The organism is Sphingomonas sp. R647 (assembly GCF_020177055.1).
In the GTDB taxonomy this organism is placed as follows: Bacteria; Pseudomonadota; Alphaproteobacteria; order Sphingomonadales; family Sphingomonadaceae; genus Sphingomonas.
Window position 1 is genome coordinate 619945 of sequence record NZ_JAIQXT010000001.1, and the last position, 19254, is coordinate 639198.

A 19254-nucleotide genomic window follows, 5' to 3' on the forward strand; every position below is an offset into this window, starting at 1 on the left:
GCCGCCACCGTCAGGCCGCGCGGCTGGTCGCGTTGGACAATTCGCGGATCAGGTCGACCACCCGCTGCGACGCGGCGCTTTGCGAGGTCGTCAGGCTTGCGATCCCGTCGATCGACTCCCCGGTCTGGATCACCGATTCGACGATCTGGGTGAAGGCGTCATTCGCGTTGCGCGACGATTCCGACCCGGCGGCGATGCGCTGCTGGCTTTCGTCGATCAGGCGACTGATGTCGCGCGCCGCGATCGCACTCCGCTCGGCGAGCTTGCGCACCTCCCCAGCGACGATCGAGAAGCCGATCCCGTTTTCACCGGCACGCGCCGCCTCAATCTCGGCATTGAACGCCAGCAGATTGGTCTGGCCGGCCAGTTCACCGATCGTTGCGACGATCTCCGAAATGCCGGACGCCGACTTCTGGATCAGCTGGATCGCCTCGAGCGCATTGCTCAGCGATCCGCTGCCGACCTGAGCACCACCGCGCGTCCGTTCGGCGAGGCGGGTCGCGGTCTGGGTCGCATCGGCGATCGATCGGATCGATGATGCAAGCGTCTCGACTTCGGCGCTCATCGCCGACGAACACCCCGCGATCCGCTGCTCCAGCTCGACCTGCTCGGTGATGTCGGATGCGTATTTGATCACGCGGACCGGGCGTCCGCGCGTGTCGAACACCGGATTGTAGGTCGCGAGGATCCAGATATCGCGATCATATTTGCCGACCCGGTGGAACCGCCCGGCCTGAACCTCCCCGCGATTGAGGCTGAGCCAGAAATCGCGATAATCGACACTGCGGATATGATCGGCCGAACAGAGCGTCGAATGATGCTGGCCGATGATCTCGCGCCCGGAGTATCCGGTGACGCGCAGGAAGTTTTCGTTCGCGCGCAGGATGTTGCCGTCCAGATCGAACTCCACCACAGCCTGCGACCGATCCATCGCATCGACCTTGGCCTGAAACTCCATTGCCGCGAGCTTCTGCTGGGTGACGTCGAGCGCGAACTTCACGACCTTGATGGGCTTGCCGTCGAGCCCAAAAATCGGGTTATAGGTCGCCTGAATCCAGATATCGGTACCGTCCTTGGTGAGGCGTTTGTACTGGCCCGCGTCATATTCGCCGCGCCCAAGCTTCGCCCAGAACGTGCCATAGGCGTCCGACTGTGAGGTTTCCGGATCACAGAAGATGCGGTGGTGGCGATCCTTGATCTCGTCCAGCGTATAGCCGGTGAGCTTCAGGAAATTATCGTTGGCATTGAGGATCGTGCCGTCCATCGCGAACTCGATCACGCCCTGGGCGCGATCGATCGCGCGGGCGCGCCCTTCGAACTCGGCGTCGCGGCGCTTCTGCTCGGTGATGTCCTCGGCGAACTTGACCACCTTGCGCGGCCTGCCATCGAGGTCGAGGATCGGGTTGTAGGTCGCCCGGATCCATACCTCGCGCTCACCGCGGCCCAGCCGCTTGAACGTGTCGGTGACATAGTCACCCGCCCGCAATTTGCTCCACAGTTCCGAATATTCCGGCGAGGCGACATAGGCCGGCTCACAGAACATTTTGTGCGACTGGCCGACGATGTCCTCGCGCGTGTATCCCATGACGCGCAGGAAATTGTCGTTGGCATCGAGCACTTTGCCCGACATATCGAATTCGATGACCGCCGACGCGCGGTCGATCGCGGCCGACCGGCCCGAGAATTCCAGCGTATCGAGCCGCTGGCTGGTCACATCCATCGCGACCTTGATGATGCGTTCCGGCTCGCCATCCAGCCCGAGGATCGGGTTGTAGCTGGCCTGGATCCACACATCCGCGCCGCCTTTGCGCAGCCGACGATATTCGCCCTGATCAAACTCGCCGCGGCCCAGCTTCTTCCAGAACTGGCGATAGGCGGGGCTGGTGGCGAACTCCTTGTCACAGAACATGCTGTGATTCTGCCCGACCACCTCGTCGCGCGTGTAGCCCATCAGGGCCAGGAAGTTATCGTTGGCGGAGATGACCTTGCCCATCAGGTCGAACTCGATCAGCGCGAATGCGCGATCGATCGCATGGACCTTGCCGCGATCGTTGAGTTTCTCGCGCTCGTTCGCAGTGACGTCGAGCGCATAGCTGAGCACCGAGATCGGCGCGCCATCGTCGCCAAGCGTGGGTACGAACACCTCACGCAGCCAGACCGAACTTCCGTCGTCGCGGCAATGGCGACGCAACACCTCGCGATGCTGTCCCTGCACGATCGACGGCCAGAATGCCGGGTCGCGGTCATCGGCGTTCCAGAATGCATCGAACGGCTTGCCGACCAGCGCGTCGCGCGACCGGGCGACCAGCGCGAAGAAACGATCATTGCCGTCACGAAGCTGCCCGTCTGGCGAATACTGGCTGATCGCCAGTGCGTGATTTAGCGCCGCGAAGCGATGCTGGAGCAGGGATTCGGCGGGGTGCTCGGGCAGGATCGATCCGGTGACGCTGAACCCGATCGCCGGTTCGGGAAGGGCGGACAGTAATCCGGCGATACGCAGCGGTGCGCCGTCCGCGCTGGTCAAGGTGGAAGTGACAAAGGCTGCGTCGCGCGCGCCGCTTGCGACCGCCTCCCACGCCGCCGCGCCGGCGGCCCCGAACAGTTGATCGAAGCTGTCGCGATGCTCCCCCGCCATCAGGCCAACGCCAGCATCCTGCGCGTCGCAAAGCACCCCCGACGCATCGAAGGTCAAGACCATCTGCAGTTCGGTCGAGGTTCCGAAGTCGCCAGTCTCGGGAAACTGAAACGGCATATTCAAGGCGCTTTCCCCTCTCGTTTCATCCCCTTGTAGGCAGCGAGCAGCCCGGGAGGTCGCCGGGCGGAGGGAAAATATGGAGCCCACCGTCGCTCAAAAAGCCCGGCTTTCGGTTCTGCTAGTCGGCGACGATCCGGGGAATGCTGGCGATCGGTTCGACGGTGATGTTCCGGAACCACGTCTCGGCGCCTTCCGACTGAAGCTGGATCCGGCCATGCGTCAGCGGTCGGCGCGAATTGTCCGGCGCTATGGTCGCCATATCCCGTACCTGCGCCACCGGCACCCCGTTCACGACATGCACTGCGCGGTCGCCAACCACGTACAGGTCAAGCGTGTTCCACTGTCCGATTGGCAGTTCCACATCCCGCGCCGTCTCGACGTTCCAGGTCGGGGTGCCGTTGACGATGTCGACCTCTTGCCCTCCGACCTGGAAGCGCAGGTGCGGCGCGATCAGGCTTGCATCATGGGCGACCGTAGTGCGACCACGCACATCCTTGCCGACGGCGACCAGCATGCCCGTCGAGCCGCGCATGATCTCGAACTCCATCGAGGGCGACCAGGTGCCGAACACCGTGCCCGGTTCTCCATGCGTATGGTAGAGCAGCCCGTTGTTCTGCGGCAGTGATTCACGGGGTGCGTAGGTCTTTTCGCCCCATTTGAACTCCAGGCGCAGATGATAGTCGCGCAGGTCTTCGCGATGGACCAGGCTGCCCCAGGTTTCGCCCTTGATCCAGATTGCCGGCGCGCCGTCGATCATGCGCACTGCGAAATCGCCGCTCCTGTCGCGGCTGGTGCCAATCGGCGACAGGCCGGGATCGTCGCGATAGGTGACCGCCGGATCGGGGTAGCCAAGCCAGCTGTCCCAGTCGCTGAGATCGCGGCCGTTGAACAGGCTCCGCGCCGGGCCGGTCGGGGTTGGCACATCGACAAGTCGCAATTGCTGCGGCGTGGCGGCGCGGCCGGCGCTCAACGCACGGGCCCGATCCAGCGACGGCGCGTCAGGTGCGCTTGCGGGCGCTGGGGTCTGGACGTACGCACCGCAGAGCAGGGCAAGGGTCACGATAGTCGTTTTCGGTCCCACGATTACTTTCCCCTCATTCGCCAGGCATCATCCGGATGTTCGCATCGACGCTGCGTCGTTCACGTCCGCACAAGACGCGTCCATTTCTCTGGGCCAGCGCTGTTTTCGATCATGGCCTCGACAAAGGCCATGGTGCGAAGGCCATCGCTGACGCCCGGGAACCAGTTCGCAGCTCCGCGCATCGCAGCCGCGGTGGCATCGCCACGGACCGCCCGCCCGAAACTGCGATAAAGGTTGGCGAACGCCTCGACATAGCCCTCCGGATGCCCCGCCGGCGTCCGCAGCATTGCGATGGTCGACGGGGCAAGGCCGGCTCCGCCCGCGCGGACGATTTCGGCCGGGCGGTCGAGCCAGCGCAGGGTGAGCGTGTTGGGCTCCATCTGCGACCAGTCCAGCCCGCCCTTTTCGCCATGGATGCGCAGGCGTAGCCCGTTTTCGTCGCCCGCCGCGATCTGGCTCGCCTTCAACACGCCGCGCGCGCCGCCTTCCAGCCGCAGCAGCGCCGCGACGTCATCGTCGAGGCGGCGACCGGGGACATGCGTGGTCAGATCGGCGCTGAGTTGCTCGACGGCGAGACCCGAGACGTGCTCGGCCAAATGGAAGGCGTGGGTGCCGATGTCGCCCAGGCAACCGCCAAGGCCTGCGCGCGCCGGATCGGTGCGCCACTCCGCCTGCTTGTTGCCGTCGCGGTCCAGCGGCGCGCTCAGCCAGCCTTGCGAATATTCGACCTGCACCAGCCGGATCGCGCCGAAATCGCCCCGCGCCACCCGCACCCGTGCCTCCTCGACCAGCGGATAGCCGCTATAGGTGAAGGTCAGGCCATAGAGCCTGCCGCTGCGCTCCACCGCCGCCGCGATCGCGCGCGATTCGGCGAGGTCCAGCGCCATCGGCTTGTCGGAGATCACGTGGAAACCGGCGTCGAGCGCGGCGATCGCTGCCGGGGCGTGGAGATGGTTGGGCGTGACGATCGACACCACCTCCATCCGCTCGCCCTCCGGCAGCGCGTTTTCACCCGCGAGCATGGCTTCAAGCGTGGGATAGGTGCGTGCCGGATCGAGGCCCAACGCCGCGCCGCTGCGCTGCCCGCGCTCGGCATCGCTGCTCAACGCGCCGCACACCACCGCATAGTCGCCGTCGAGCGCCGCCGCCATGCGATGCACCCCGCCGATGAACGCGCCTTCGCCGCCGCCGACCATGCCGTAGCGTATCCGTTGGTGCGCGCGCATCTCCATTGCCCCTCTCCTAATCTGTAAATCCGCTGGGTCCCGACAGGCAGGCTTGCGCTGCGCGCCGGCATCCGCTTAGATGCTGTCAACGATGTCAGCCTGAAGGTTGGCACAATCGGAGGGGTTAGTGAAAGCTCTCATCGCACTGCCCTTCGCGGCAGCACTTCTCGGCGTGGTAGCGCTAACGGCGCCAGCGCCCGGCGTCGGGGCAAGCCCCATGCAGAATCAGGGCGCCCAAGCCTTCGCCGCGTGTCGCGCCTGCCATACGCTTACCCCAGGCGGGAAAAGCGTGATGGGGCCCAATCTCAACAAGCTGTTCGGTCGGAAGGCCGGATCGGCGCCGGGGTTCAACTATAGCCCCGCGCTCAAGGCGTCCGGCATCGTGTGGGACGCGAAGACGCTCGACCAGTATCTCGCCGCGCCCACCACGAGAGTGCCCGGCACGCGCATGGTGATGAAGGTGGGGGATCCGGCGCGCCGCGCCGCGCTGATCGCGTATCTCAAGGCCGAAACGAAATAGATCCAGTCTGCGGAGGGGTGTCATGAAGGGTCCGGCGGTTTTCCTCGCACAGTTCATGGGCGATGCTGCGCCGTTCGACACGCTGCCCTCCGCCGCGCGGTGGATGGCGGAGGCCGGCTATGTCGGGGTGCAGATACCGACCTGGGACAGCCGCTGCATCGATCTGGCGCTGGCCGCCGAGAGCCAGGATTATTGCGACGAACTGGCGGGCACGTGTCGCGAGGCGGGGGTCGAGATCACCGAGCTTTCGACGCATCTCCAGGGCCAGCTGGTTGCGGTGCACCCGGCCTATGACGTGGCGTTCGATGCGTTTGCGCCCGATGCGCTGAAGGGTAGGCCGTCCGCGCGTCAGGCGTGGGCGGTCGAGCAGCTTCACCTCGCCGCCAAGGCAAGCCGGCGGCTGGGCCTGAACGCGCACGCGACCTTTTCCGGTGCGCTCGCCTGGCCCTATCTCTATCCGTGGCCGCAGCGGCCGGCTGGGCTGGTCGAGGAAGCCTTTGGCGAGCTGGCGAAGCGGTGGCGGCCGATCCTCGATGCATTCGACGAACAGGGCGTCGATGTCGCCTACGAAATCCATCCCGGCGAAGACTTGCACGACGGTGTGACCTTCGAGCGATTCCTGGCCGGCGTGGACAACCATCCGCGCGCGAACATTCTCTACGATCCCAGCCATTATGTGCTGCAGGCGCTCGATTATCTGAGCTTCATCGACATCTATCACGAGCGGATCCGGATGTTCCACGTCAAGGACGCCGAGCTCAATCCGAACGGGCGCTCGGGCGTTTATGGTGGGTTCCAGGACTGGGTGGATCGCCCCGGCCGCTTCCGTTCGCTGGGCGACGGGCAGGTCGATTTTGGCGGAATCTTCTCGAAGCTCACCCAGTACGGATATGCCGGCTGGGCAGTGCTCGAATGGGAATGCTGCCTCAAACATCCGGAGGACGGCGCGCGCGAAGGCGCACCGTTCATCGCTGCGCACATGATCCGCAAGGCCGACAAGGCATTCGACGATTTCGCCGGGGGCAGCGATCCGGGCCTCAACCGCGCGATGCTCGGGCTGACATAACTACAAAAAGGGGGGAGCGGCGATGGCCGAGACATTCAACAAGGGGCGGCTGTTCTGGCTGGGCATCCTCGCGCTGTTCACCGCAGCCGCGGGGCTGGCCATTCGCGGGGCGATCGCGAGCGGGCTCAAGAGCGAGTGGATCGATCCGATCGCGCCGTTGCAGGCGGGCGAATTGCTCGCCGCCGCGCTGGGCGCCGCGTTCCTCAGCTTCGCGATCACGCTATTCGTGGCCAGCGCGTTTCTCGACCAGATCGGCATGAAGCGGTGTCTGGTCGCGGCGGGTCTTTGCTTCTTCGCTGGCCCGCTGCTGATCGTCAGTGCAGGCCATCTCGCGACCGGCATGAGCGTGTACACGATCGTCTGGGTCGGGATGCTGCTGAGCGGGATCGGCTGGGGCCTGACCGAAGCGGCGATCAACCCGCTGACGACGCAGCTGTATCCCGATGACGCCACCCACCGGCTCAACGTGCTCCACGCCTGGTTTCCGGGCGGCATCATCATCGGCGGCCTCGCTGGCTTCTTCCTCTCGGCAACCCTGCCGTGGCAGGGGATCATGGCGCTGGTGATGATCCCGGCGGCCGCGACGATCGTGGTTGCGGCGACCACCCAGTTCCCGCCACCGCTGCGCAGCGAAACCGGCGTGAGCTTTGGCCAGATGATCGGCGAGGTGTTTCGCCGCCCGAGCTTCTTCATCTGGTTCGGCGCGATGTTCCTGACCGCCGCGTCCGAACTGGCGCCCGGACAGTGGATCGATGTGGCCCTGTCCAACCGCGTCGGCATGCGCGGCATCCTGCTGCTGGTGTACGTCAATGCGCTGATGTTCGTGTTCCGCCACTTCGCAGGGCGGCTGGCGAACACGATCTCGAACCCCGGCCTGCTATGGGTGTCGAGCCTGCTCGCAGGGATCGGACTGTTCATGCTGTCGCAGGCGCAGTCGCCGGTCACCGCGATCCTCGCCGCGACGGTGTGGGGGCTGGGCGTGTGCGTGATGTGGCCGACGATGCTCGCCTCGGTCGCCGAACGCTATCCGCGCGGCGGGGCGTGGGCGATGGGGCTGGTCGGATCGGCGGGCGCGCTCGCCAGTTTCTTCGTGCTGCCGCGGCTCGGGGCGATGTTCGATCAGGCGAAGATCGAGTTCGCCGGCGGGCCGGAGGCGTTCGCCGCGCTGACCGGTGCGGCCAAGCTGGCGGTGGAGGATGCGGCGGCGTCGGTGTCGTTCCAGAAACTGGCGATCATGCCGGTGATCCTGCTGGTGGTGTTCGGATTCATCTGGATGCGCGAGCGGGGCAAGTCGCGCGCGGCGCTGGCGGGTGAGGCGGCGTGAAGATCACGCGGCGCTCCGTTCTGGCGACCGGCGCTGCTGCTGCGGGAGCGGTGGCGATGGCGCCCGTCGTGGCCAGATCGAACGCGCCGCGCTTTTCGCTCGGCTTCGCGCCGCATGAAGGCTCATTCAAGAGCCGGGGCAGCCGGCTGGAGCAGATCGCCTATGCCGCCGATCAGGGCTTTACCGCGTGGGAGGATAATGAGGCCGCGGGTCGGCCGGTCGAAGAACAGGTCGCGATGGCCCGGGCGCTGCAGCAGCGCGGCATGACGATGGGTGTGTTCGTCGCCTCGATGCCCAAATGGGCGCAGTCGCGACCGGTGCTCGGCGCCAATGACGATGGCGACCGCACCGCGTTTCTCGCCGATATCCGCGCGTCGATCGCCGTCGCCAAGCGCCTCAACGCAAAGTGGATGACAGTGGTCCCGGGCTTTCTCGACCCCAGGGTGCCGCTCGACATCCAGACCGGCCGGGTGATCGACACGATGCGGCGCGCCGCCGACATCGTCGCGCCGCACGGGCTGGTGATGGTGATGGAGCCGCTCAACACGATCGTCGATCATCCGGGCGTGTTTTTGCAGACGGTGCCGCAGGCCTATGCCGTCGCGCGGGGCGTAGACAGCCCGGCGGTGAAGCTGCTCGCCGACCTGTATCACGAGCAGATCCAGGCCGGGCATCTGATCCGCACGATGGACAGTTGCTGGAGTGAGATCGCCTATCTCCAGTTCGGCGACAATCCGGGCCGCAAGGAGCCGGGCACCGGCGAGATCAACTATCGCAATGTCGTACGGTGGCTGCGCGCAAAGCAGTTCGCCGGCGTGATCGGCATGGAACACGGCAATTCGATCGAGGGTCGCGCGGGCGAGGAGCGCCTGCTCGCCGCCTATCGCGCGATCGACGCGGCATGAAGGGGAAGCGCGTGAAACTCACTCTGCCCATTGCGGCGCTGGCACTGGCAGCGGCGAGCGGTTCGGCCCCGGCGCAAGAGAAGCCCGGCTTCCGCGATACTCCCGTGATTCCCAGCACCAGCTGGAAGGTGCATGATGCGGATCGTCCGCATCCCACTATCGTGACGCCTGCCGCGCAGCCGGGCGGCGCGCCGTCGGATGCGGTCGTCTTGTTCAGCGGCAGCGACCTCAACGCTTGGCAGCCGCAGCACACGCCGTGGACGCTGGCCGATGGTGCGGTCACGTCGCGCCCGCGCGCGGGCGGCGGGGGCGAGAATGCGCTGGTCAGCAAGCAGAGCTTCGGCGACGTCCAGCTTCACCTTGAATTCCGCTCGCCCAACCCGCCCGAGAAAAGCTCGCAGGACCGCGGCAATAGCGGCATCTGGTTCATGCAGCGCTACGAGATCCAGATCCTCGATGGCTATAACAACCCGACCTATGCCGATGGCACGGTCGGCGCGATTTACGGGGCGAAGCCGCCGCTGGTGAACCCGTCGCGCCCCCCCGGCGAATGGCAGAGCTACGACATCGTCTTTGAACGCCCGCGCTTTGCCGCCGACGGCAAGCTGCTGCGCCCGGCCTATATCACTGCGTTTCTCAACGGCGTGCTGGTGCAGAACCGTCAGCCCTGGCTCGGCACCACCGTATGGCGGCAGGTGGCGAAGTATCAGGCGCATGGCGATGCCGCGCCGATCCAGCTTCAGGATCACAATTCGCCGGTGTCGTTCCGCAACATCTGGGTGCGCCCGCTCCCCGAAGCGGCCGCGAGCCACGACCATCAGGGTGAGGTAAAATGAGACTGGATCGACGCGATGCGCTGGCCGGGATGGCGGCGATGTTCGGGACTACCCTGTTCGCGCCGATCGCACGTGCTGCGGCGGCGCAGGTGACGCCGATCAGCGATGGCCCGCCGAGCGCGCCGGTGTTCAGCGCGGACCAGCGCGCGCTGATGAGCGCGCTCAGCGAACGCATCATGCCGACCACCGACACGCCCGGCGCGATTGCCGCCGGCGTGCCGGAGTTCATCGAGAAGATGCTCGCCGATTGGGCGATGCCCGAAGAGCGCAAGCCGATCCTCGCCGGGCTCGACGCGATCGAGGCGCGCAGTCAGGCGGACTTCCAACTGCCAGCGGTCAAGACCACGCCTGAACAGCAGGACGCGCTGCTCACGCTGGCGATGGAGGACAAGATTCCCGGCGGCCTGAGCTTCTTCGACAAGTTCCGGCAACTGGTCATCACCGGCTATTTCACGTCCGAAATCGGCATCACGCAGGAGCGCGACTATCTCCCGGTCCCGGGAAGATATGACGGCGCGCACCGTTATTCCCCCGGCACGAAGGTGTTTTCCTCATGATGATCGATCGACGCCAATGGCTGGCGGGCGGCGCCGCGCTCGCGACCGCCGTCGCGGCCGCCCCGTTGATGGCGCGGGTCAGCCCGGCGCGACCGATCGGGCTTCAGCTCTACACGGTGCGCGAACTGTTCGCCCCCGACCCGATCGGCACGCTCGAGAAGGTCGCGGCGATCGGCTATCGCGAGGTCGAATATGGCGGCGGCGGCTATGACAAGATGGACCATACCGCGCTGCGCAAGGCGATGGACCGGCTCAGCCTGAAATGCCCGTCGATCCATGTCGGCTATGAGGCGCTGGCGGCCGATCTGGGTGCGGTGGTCAGAATGGCGAACACGCTGGGGGCCGACACGATCGTCCTGCCCTGGCTGACCCCGGCGATGCGCGACCCGCAGGTGTTTCAGCGCGCGATCGGCGATTTCAACCGCTGGGCGGGACAACTCAAACAGGCCGGGCTCGGCTTTGCCTATCACAACCACGATTTCGAGTTCACCGTGAAGGCGCCAGACGGCCGCAGCCTGTTCGATATGCTGGTCGCGGACGGCAATCCCGCGTTGGTCAAGATCGAGCTCGACCTGTTCTGGGCCGTCGCTGCAGGCGAAGATCCCAAGGCACTCATCAGGCGCCTGCCCGGTCGCATCTATGCCTATCACGTCAAGGATCGCACCGCTGACGGCCGGATGGTCAGCGTCGGTGCCGGCACGGTCGATTTCGCCGACATCTTCGCACTCAACAGCCAGGCCGGCGTCCAGCATCTCTATGTCGAGAATGATCAGGCGCCCGCGCCCTATCTGCCCGACATCAAGGCCAGTTTCGACCATTTGCGCCGGATCGGCGCGTAACCGGATTTAGGGGGGATCGGCATGGCCGACATGTTCGACGCGATCGTCATCGGCTCTGGGGTGAGCGGCGGATGGGCGGCGAAGGAATTGACCGAAAAGGGCCTGCGCGTCCTCATGCTCGACCGCGGCGTGATGGTCGAGCATGGCGAGAATTACGACTATGACGGCAAGGCGCCGTTCGAGATCCCCGCGCGCGACATGATGCCCAAGCATCTGATCGACAGCGATTATTTCATCGCGAAGAACGGCTATATCGCGCCATCCAGCCAGAAATTTTACAATAACGACCGGCTGAACCCCTATGCCTATGGCGAGGGCGACAAATTCTACTGGATCCGCCCCGGCGCGGTTGGCGGCAAATCGCTGATCTGGGGGCGGTGGAGCTTCCGCTGGAGCCCGGAGGATTTCGAGGCGAACAAGAAGGAGAATGTCGGGATCGACTGGCCGATCCGCTACGACGATCTCGCGCCCTGGTATGATTATGTGGAGGCCGTTGTCGGCGTATCGGGGTCGCGCGAAAACCTGCCCCAGCTCCCCGACAGCCTGTTCCAGCCGCCGATGCAGATGAACGTCGCGGAGAAATGGCTGAAGGAAAAGCTCGAAGCGAGTTCGCCGGGACGCAAGTTGATCCCGTCGCGCCTGTCCAACATGACCGAGGACAAGCCCGATCAGGGGCGCAGTAAATGCCAGTATCGTAACCAGTGCGGCCGCGGCTGCTCGTTCGGCGCCTATTTCTCGACCCAGGCGGTGACGCTGCCCGCCGCGCGCGCCACCGGGCGGTTGACGCTGCGCCCGGATTCGGTGGTCACCAGCCTCGAATATGATGCGCCGCGCCGGCGGGTGACCAGCGTGCGCGTGGTCGATGCGAAGACCAAACAGGTCGAGGTGATCCCGGCGCGAATGGTGTTCCTGTGCGCCTCGGCGATGGCATCGACCCAGATCCTGATGAACTCGCGCGCGCCGGGCAGCGGCAAGAGCCATTTCGACAGCAGCGGCACGCTCGGCCGCTATGTCATGGACCATATTTTCCGCGTCGGTGCTGCGGGTGACATTCCGGGGTTCAGCGAGTTTATCGAATATGGTCGGCGGCCCGGCGGCGTTTACATCCCGCGCTTCCGCAATGTCGGCGTCGAAGAGGGCATCGGCTTCCGGCGCGGCTATGGCTTTCAGGGCAGCGCGCGGCGCGAGCCCGCCCCGCCCAAGGGCTTCGGCGCGTCGATGAAGCAGGGGATGCGCGACTATGGCCCGTGGAAATTCGCCATGGGCGCGTTCGGCGAATGCCTGCCCTATGAGGATAACCGCGTCAGCCTGCATGCCGACAAGCTCGACCGGTTCGGCGTCCCGCTGATGCGCTTCGATGTCCGCTTCCGCGACAATGAAATCCGCATGATGGATGACGCGCGGATCGAAGGTGAGAAGATGCTCAAGGCCGCCGGCCTGCGCAACGTGCACAGCTGGCGCGGCGAGCATGTACCCGGCGATGCGATCCACGAAATGGGCGGCGCGCGCATGGGCCATGACCCGCGCCACGCGGTGCTCAACAAATGGAGCCAGGCGCATGACGCGGCCAACCTGTTCGTCACCGATGGCGCGCAGATGGCGTCGGTGTCGTGCGTGAACCCGTCGCTGACCTTCATGGCGCTGACGGCGCGCGCGGCCGATCATGCGGTCAAGCAGCTGAAGGCCGGGGTGATCTGAAGGGTGAACCAGATCAACGCGCTACGCGTGCGTGTATCGTGCGGACCTGTGGAGGCGCTTTTGAGCATCTAGGCGGTCAACCGTTCTCACGACGATCCCAATATGCGCCGGTACAGCCTGATATACGCATCGGCCATCTGCTCGACGGAGAAGCGCGTCTGTACGCGTTCGCGCACCGTGGCGCGGTCGAGTTCGCCTATGCGGGCGATCGCTGCAACCGCCTCGTCCACCGTATCAACGAGGAATCCGGTTACGCCGTCCTCGATCAGTTCAGGCATCGATCCGCGACGCACCGCTATGACAGGCGTGCCGCACGCCATCGCCTCGATCACCGAAAGCCCGAAGGGTTCGTCAAAGTTGATCAGGTGAAGCAGCGCGCGCGCATTGCCTAGCGCCGCCACACGCTGCTCGCCGCCGACCGCGCCGTGATAGTGAATCGCGGCCCCGTCGACCTGCGGCATCACCCGATCGCGATGATAGCCCTCGTCCTGGATGATGCCGTACATGTGCAGCGGGATGCCGCTCACGCGCGCTGCGGCAATCGCCTCGGCCGCGCCCTTGTCGGGGTGAATCCGGCCGAAAAAGAGCAGGTCGTCGCCACCCACCAGGTTCAGCGGGAACGCGTCCATCGGGATGCCGTGATGAATCGTAGCAGCATAGCGCAGGTCCGGGTGCCGGTCTGCATCACTAATCGCGACATAGTGCACATGGTCCTGATAGGGGGCGTACATCGGCAGAATGCGATCGGACGAAAAACCGTGGATTGTGGTCACGATCGGTGTCGGCGTCAGGTTCGCAAAGGCGTGCGCCGGGAAATCCGCCTGGTTGTGGATGATATCGAACGCGTCGGCGCGCTCAAACAGATGCGCCAGGTGCCGGAGCTCCCACACTTTGGCGTCGATCGACGGGTCCTCGTTATACGCCGCCGGAACGACTCCATCGAGCTTGGCGGTGGTGATGCTGTCGCGCGTCGCGAACAGGGTCACGTCGACCCCGCGCGCCACCAGTGCTTCGGTCAACAGACTGGTGACCAGCTCCCACGGACCATAGTGGCGCGGTGGCGTGCGCCAGGCGATCGGGGCCAGCATTGCGATGCGCATCAACCGTCGTCCTGCATTTGGAAGATCGCGCCTTCGTGGGGTTGGAGCGTGCCGTCCATCTCATGCGATCCGAGCGTCGACAGCAGGCATCGCCCCGGGTCGCGGTTACCGGAGCGGGGAATAGCGACGGGCCCGTCGCCGAGGTTGAGCGCGACCAGCAGGCGTCGGCGCCCGTCTATCCGGTCATAAGCCAGCAGGTCGCCCGTCGTTTCATGCAGCGCGATGTCGCCGGTCGCGAGCGCGGCATGGGCCCTGCGCAGCGCGAGCAGGTTGCGATAGAGGGAGAGCATCGACCCGGGCTGGTCGCGCTGCGTCGAAACGTTGCGCGTCGGCCAGTCGGAGTTGAGCGGCAGCCAGGGTTCGCTGGTGCTGAAACCCGCATAGGGGCTGTCATCCCATGGGAACGGCGTACGCGATCGATCCCGCCCGATATCGAGCTGCGGCTGGCGCACATGCTGCGGATCGCGGATCCGGTCCGGGGGAATGTCGACCCGGCCGATGCCAAGCTCGTCGCCCTGATACAGCGTCGGCGTGCCGCGTAGGGTAAGCAACAGCATCGCCGCGACGCGCGCCTGCGCCTCGCCGATGCGCCCCGCAATGCGCGGTGCGTCATGGCTTCCGATCACCCAATTGGGCCAGCCATGCGGGGGCAGCGACGATTCATAGTCCGCGATAAGCGCGCGCAGCTGACCGGCATTCCAGTCATTCTCGATCAGTTGGAAGTTGAAGGGCAACTGCACCTGCGGCCGCTCAGCCGTGCCGTACCAGCGCGCATGCCGCGCATTGGGCAGGAAGATCTCGCCGATCAGCAGCCGGTCGCCATAGCCATCGGCGATCTCGCGCATCTCCGCCGAGATGGCGTGCGCCTCGGGCTGATCGGTCGAATGGAGCTGAAGCACGCGGTCGCGCTCGGTACGGTCGGGCGTCCAGTCGGGGTTTGGGGGATTGTCGGGCAGGTCTGCGGCTTTGATGATGTGCCACAGCACGTCGATGCGGAACCCGTCGACGCCGCGGTCCAGCCAAAAGCGCATCACATCGAACATCGCCCGTTTGAGTGCGGGGTTACGCCAGTTGAGGTCCGGCTGCTCCTTGAGGAAAGCGTGCAGATAATATTGGCCGGTCGCTGCGTCCCACTCCCATGCCGATCCGCCGAAGTCGCTGATCCAGTTGTTCGGTGGCGACCCATCGGGCTTCGCATCGCGCCAGATATACCAGTCGCGCTTCGGGTTATCGCGCGATGCGCGGCTTTCGACGAACCATGGATGCTGATCGGAACTATGGTTCGGCACGAAGTCGAGGATAAGGCGCAGCCCCCGGACATGAACCGCCGCCAGCAGGCGGTCGAAAGCAGCCAGGTCTCCGAACATCGGCTCGATCGCGCAATAATCCGCGACGTCGTAGCCGAAGTCCTTCATCGGCGAGGGGAAGATCGGCGAGAGCCAGATCGCGTCGATGCCAAGCGCGACAAGATAGTCGAGCCGTCGTTCGATCCCCGCGAGATCGCCGATGCCATCTCCGTCGCTGTCCTGAAACGAGCGCGAATAGATCTGGTAAATGACGGCGCTCTGCCACCATGGTCGCTTTGCCATCGCCCCCCCCAACGTCCTTGTGCACACTTGCTATAGCGACCGACGCGCCGCCAAGTTCCTCGGCCCGGCTCCTGGATGCCGGGCTGGCCGAAACCCTGCGCCCGAAGAGATGGTGCAGCGCAGCAACTTGCAGCCGAGGTGTTCGTTCATCCCAGGTCACCGCCGTTCGCCGTGGCTTGGAGAACGCCATTATGCGACGCCTCAATGATACGCTGACCCGCCTGGCTGCCTTGCGCGGACGTTTGGACGCACACGCGCCGGCCAGCGTCGATCGACTGAGGGATTTGACCGGCTTCGGCTCCACCTATCCCGAACGGTTCGCAGGCGGCGCGATCATCGCCGGCCTCCCTTATGGTACCGCGAACAGCGTTCCAGAAGCGTTCGATCGCATGCGCGCACACGGCGGCCCAGCCCCCGACAGGCTCACCGACCTGGTGACGTCCGCATCCACGCACGATGGCCCCTGGCCGCGCATTTCGGTCTGGCACGGGGACAACGACAAGACGGTCAGCGCAGCCAATGCCGCGTTGATCGTTGCGCAGTGGCGCACGCTGCACGGCGCGGTCGAAGCGCCAGGGCGCATCGTGTCGGGCCACACGCGGCGGGTCTGGCACAACGCCGATGGCCGCGAAGTCATCGAGGCTTTTGAAATTGTCGGGCTAGGGCATGGAACACCGCTCAGCACTGCCGGGCCGGACGCATGCGGTGTTCCCGGGCCGTACATGCTGGAAGCGGGTACATCGTCCACCCGCCACATTGCCGACTTCTGGGGCCTGCTGGATCTGACTGCGGCAACGCGATCGGCGGACGCACCGCCCGTGTCGGACGCGCACCGCGTAGAGAGCGCACAACCGGTGGCGGCGCGTAGCCACCAATCGGCCCCGGATCGCACCGAGGCCTTTGCGGCGGGTAGCATTGGGGCGACCATCGAGAACGCGCTGCGCGCCGCTGGTCTGATGCGCTAGCGGCGGCTTGAGGCAGGTCGCGATCCCGGCGTATTCCGTAGGTCGGACGGATTAGTCCGGCCCCGAGCGCGACCCATCGTTCGCGACTCACGCCCTTCGTGCGAAAGCGAACGGGCAATGAAGATCGATGACTTGAATGGTAGCGGAGGAGGGACTTGAACCCCCGACCCCAGGATTATGATTCCCGTGCTCTAACCAACTGAGCTACTCCGCCCTACCAAGGCGGCCCGCCGCCGGTCCAGCGCGGGCGAGGGGCGCACATAGGCAGCGATTTCGACGCGGTCAAGCGAACATGTGCCGGGAAATTGGCTCCCACGGGCCGCCACGGTAATAGTAGGCGGCAAGGCCCGCGATCTCGACGTCTCGCGCGCGAAAATCCTTGCTCAGCGCGCCCAGCAATAGCCTGGCCATCGACGGCGCGACCTTGTTCTGGATCGTCACATGCGGCCGCCAGCCGCCCGCGTCCTGCGGGGTCAGCAGGCCGGCAAAGGCTTCGCTCAGATCGCGGCGGATCGCGGTCAGTCCGGGCGATTCGATCTTCACCGCGACGCCCCGTCCCAGCGACATGAACCCCACCGCCCGCGCAGCCGGCGCGCGCACGCCGCGGGTGGCGGCGTTGAGGCGGTGCTTGAGCTCGTCCAGCGCCGATGGCGGCAAGTGATGGAACAGCGTCAGATGCGCCGGCAGGACGTTACGCTCGGGCGGGAAATGCTCCCGCCGCAACGCATCGAATCCGGCCTGATCCTGCCGCCCGAACAGCGCGGAGACGATGATCGGGGCGGGAGTCGCCTTCAGGCCACCCTCACTCAAATCTCGACCTGGCTCCCCAGCTCGACCACGCGGTTGGTGGGCAGGCGGAAGAACTCCATCGCGCTTTCGGCGTTGCGCAGCATCCACGCGAACAGCTTCTCGCGCCAGATCCGCATCCCCGGCGATTCCGACGGCAGCAACGTCTGGCGCGACAGGAAGAAGCTGGTGTCCATCATATTAAACGCGCCGCCACAGGTGCTGCACGCTTGCAGCGCGGCTGGCACATCCGCCTCCTGCATGAACCCGTACAGGATCTTCATGCGGTGGAATCCCTGCCCCAGATCGTCCAGCGTGACGCGGTCCTTGTCATCGACATAAGGCTGGTCGGCGATCTTCACCGTCAGCAGCACCACCCGCTCGTGCAGCACCTTGTTGTGCTTGAGGTTGTGGAGCAGCGCGTGGGGCACGCCCTCGGGCGTCGAGGTCATGAACACCGCAGTACCCTTGACCCGCGTCGCCGAGCTGGCGGCGGACTGGATGAACACCTTGATCGGCATCGCCGCCTCACGCATCCGCTCGACCATCAGGCGACGGCCCTTCGCCCATGTGGTGAGCAGCGTGAAGATCACCACGCCAACCAGCAGCGGGAACCAGCCGCCATCGGGCACCTTGGTCATGTTCGCCGTGAAATAGGCGAGATCGACGACGAAGAAGAGCGCGAGCAGCGGCACCGCATAGCGCTTCTTCCACTTCCACAAGCCGAACAGCACGACCGCGATCAGGAAGTTATCGATCAGCATCGCCCCGGTCACCGCGATGCCATAAGCCGCAGTAAGGTTGGACGAGGTCTGGAAGGTCAGCACGAGCAGGATGATCGCGATCATCAGCGCCCAGTTGATCAGCGGGATGTAGATCTGCCCCGCGGTGTCCGCGCTGGTATGGCTGATGCGCAGGCGCGGGATGAAGCCGAGCTGGATACCCTGCTGCGTCACCGAGAAGGCGCCGGTAATCACCGCCTGCGACGCGATGATCGCGGCCATCGTCGCGATGCCGACCAGCGGCAGGCGCAGATATTCCGGCGCGAGCATGTAGAACGGGCTCTGCAACGCGCTGGCGTCGCGCATCAGCAGCGCGCCCTGCCCCATATAGTTGAGCATCAGCGCCGGCAGCACAAACCACAGCCATGACACGCGGATCGGACGCCGCCCGAAATGGCCCATATCGGCATACAGCGCCTCCGCGCCGGTCACGGCGAGAACCACCGATCCAAGCGCGAGGAACGCGGCAAAGCCGTCGATGACGAAGAAATGCACCGCATAGCTGGGCAGCAGCGCCCACAGCACTTCGGGCGTCTTGATCACGCTGAGCGTGCCGAGCGTCGCGATGACCGCGAAATAGCCGAGCATGATTGGGCCGAACATCGCCCCGACCCGCGCCGTGCCCGTCCGCTGGATCGAAAACAGCGCAACCAGGATCGCCACTGCGATCGGCAGGATCCAGCCCGAGAAGCTGGGCGCGGCGACCGCGATCCCCTCAACCGCCGACAGCACCGACACCGCCGGGGTGATCATCGAGTCGCCATAGAATAGCGCGGTCGCGAACACGCCAAGCAGGACAATCCCGGCGGTCCATTTCTTCTGCCCGCTCGACCGGTTGATCAGCGCGAGCAGCGCAAGGCTCCCGCCCTCCCCCTTGTTGTCGGCGCGCATGATGACGCTGACATATTTCAGGCTGACCACCGCCATCATCGACCAGAACATCAGGCTGATGACGCCCATGATATGTTCCTGGTCCAGCGCAAGGGGGTGATGCCCCGCAAAGGTTTCCTTGAACGCATAGAGCGGGCTGGTGCCGATGTCGCCGAACACGATGCCGATCGCACCGACCGCAAGCTTCCACAGCGCGGCCTCGCGGCCATGCGTCTGATGCTGGTCGATGGGGGTCGAGTCGGCCGCCGGTGCGGGGCTTCCGTTGGGCTCGCTCACAGGAGAAACTTGCGTGCCGTGGCGAGGGAGCGAGAGGTCATGCGACCGTTGCCTGTCC

General features: G+C 65.4%; 16 protein-coding genes and 1 tRNA gene. 9 read left to right on the plus strand and 8 right to left on the minus strand.

Translation table 11 applies throughout. From position 1 onward, the window contains the following. Positions 1-10 precede the first annotated feature (10 nt). From K9B35_RS02850 to K9B35_RS02860, 3 genes are all read right to left on the minus strand, one after another. A complete protein-coding gene (locus K9B35_RS02850) occupies positions 11-2752 on the minus strand; it encodes a PAS domain-containing methyl-accepting chemotaxis protein (protein WP_224920285.1) in 2742 nt (913 codons plus the stop codon). Between the two features lie 121 nt (positions 2753-2873). Further along, entirely contained in the window at positions 2874-3725 is an 852-nt protein-coding gene (locus K9B35_RS02855) for a DUF1080 domain-containing protein (protein ID WP_224920286.1), read from the minus strand. A 170-nt stretch (positions 3726-3895) separates the two neighbouring features. Next, the gene (locus K9B35_RS02860) at positions 3896-5062 is read right to left on the minus strand and encodes a Gfo/Idh/MocA family protein (protein WP_224920287.1); all 1167 of its coding nucleotides are present in this window, start codon (positions 5060-5062) and stop codon (positions 3896-3898) included. 217 nt (positions 5063-5279) lie between these two features. Between K9B35_RS02860 and K9B35_RS02865 the strand changes: the two genes are divergently transcribed. The 8 genes from K9B35_RS02865 to K9B35_RS02900 are packed head-to-tail and all read left to right on the plus strand — an operon-like array spanning position 5280 to position 12807. Then, positions 5280-5582 carry a c-type cytochrome gene (locus K9B35_RS02865; protein ID WP_224920288.1) on the plus strand — a complete coding sequence of 101 codons (303 nt, stop codon included), beginning with the start codon at positions 5280-5282 and terminating at the stop codon, positions 5580-5582. Between the two features lie 22 nt (positions 5583-5604). Beyond that, positions 5605-6648, plus strand: a complete 1044-nt coding sequence (locus K9B35_RS02870) for a sugar phosphate isomerase/epimerase family protein (RefSeq protein WP_224920289.1) — start codon at positions 5605-5607, stop codon at positions 6646-6648. A gap of 22 nt (positions 6649-6670) precedes the next feature. Further along, a complete protein-coding gene (locus tag K9B35_RS02875; RefSeq protein WP_224920290.1) occupies positions 6671-7972 on the plus strand; it encodes an MFS transporter in 1302 nt (433 codons plus the stop codon). Continuing rightward, entirely contained in the window at positions 7969-8877 is a 909-nt protein-coding gene (locus K9B35_RS02880; protein ID WP_224920291.1) for a hydroxypyruvate isomerase family protein, read from the plus strand. Before K9B35_RS02875 ends, K9B35_RS02880 begins: the two co-directional genes overlap by 4 nt. Positions 8878-8888: 11 nt before the next feature. Then, positions 8889-9713: a DUF1080 domain-containing protein gene (locus K9B35_RS02885; RefSeq protein WP_224920292.1), complete on the plus strand. Its 825-nt coding sequence runs from the start codon at positions 8889-8891 to the stop codon at positions 9711-9713. Further along, a complete protein-coding gene (locus tag K9B35_RS02890; protein ID WP_224920293.1) occupies positions 9710-10270 on the plus strand; it encodes a gluconate 2-dehydrogenase subunit 3 family protein in 561 nt (186 codons plus the stop codon). The genes K9B35_RS02885 and K9B35_RS02890 overlap by 4 nt, the downstream gene beginning before the upstream one ends. Beyond that, entirely contained in the window at positions 10270-11109 is an 840-nt protein-coding gene (locus tag K9B35_RS02895) for a sugar phosphate isomerase/epimerase family protein (RefSeq protein ID WP_224920294.1), read from the plus strand. The genes K9B35_RS02890 and K9B35_RS02895 overlap by 1 nt, the downstream gene beginning before the upstream one ends. A 21-nt stretch (positions 11110-11130) precedes the next feature. Then, the gene (locus K9B35_RS02900) at positions 11131-12807 is read left to right on the plus strand and encodes a GMC oxidoreductase (RefSeq protein ID WP_224920295.1); all 1677 of its coding nucleotides are present in this window, start codon (positions 11131-11133) and stop codon (positions 12805-12807) included. 86 nt (positions 12808-12893) lie between these two features. Here the strand turns inward: K9B35_RS02900 and K9B35_RS02905 are convergent, their stop codons facing one another. Together K9B35_RS02905 and K9B35_RS02910 are read right to left on the minus strand one after the other, a co-directional pair. Further along, positions 12894-13907, minus strand: coding sequence for a glycosyltransferase family 4 protein (locus K9B35_RS02905; RefSeq protein WP_224920296.1), 1014 nt, complete (start codon positions 13905-13907; stop codon positions 12894-12896). Beyond that, complete coding sequence (locus tag K9B35_RS02910; protein ID WP_224920297.1) at positions 13907-15496, minus strand: alpha-amylase family glycosyl hydrolase; 1590 nt, start codon at positions 15494-15496, stop codon at positions 13907-13909. The genes K9B35_RS02905 and K9B35_RS02910 overlap by 1 nt, the downstream gene beginning before the upstream one ends. A gap of 176 nt (positions 15497-15672) precedes the next feature. On the opposite strand from K9B35_RS02910, the gene K9B35_RS02915 reads away from it, so the two are divergent. After that, entirely contained in the window at positions 15673-16461 is a 789-nt protein-coding gene (locus K9B35_RS02915; RefSeq protein ID WP_224920298.1) for an alpha/beta hydrolase family esterase, read from the plus strand. A 137-nt stretch (positions 16462-16598) separates the two neighbouring features. Here the strand turns inward: K9B35_RS02915 and K9B35_RS02920 are convergent. The 3 genes from K9B35_RS02920 to K9B35_RS02930 all read right to left on the minus strand — a co-directional run bounded on the left by K9B35_RS02920 (position 16599) and on the right by K9B35_RS02930 (position 19148). Beyond that, positions 16599-16675: transfer RNA gene (locus K9B35_RS02920), tRNA-Met, on the minus strand. Between the two features lie 68 nt (positions 16676-16743). Further along, entirely contained in the window at positions 16744-17271 is a 528-nt protein-coding gene (locus K9B35_RS02925) for a 2'-5' RNA ligase family protein (RefSeq protein WP_224920299.1), read from the minus strand. Beyond that, positions 17268-19148 (minus strand): potassium transporter Kup, encoded by a 1881-nt coding sequence (locus K9B35_RS02930; protein WP_224920501.1) that lies wholly within the window; start codon positions 19146-19148, stop codon positions 17268-17270. Before K9B35_RS02930 ends, K9B35_RS02925 begins: the two co-directional genes overlap by 4 nt. Positions 19149-19254: the final 106 nt, after the last annotated feature.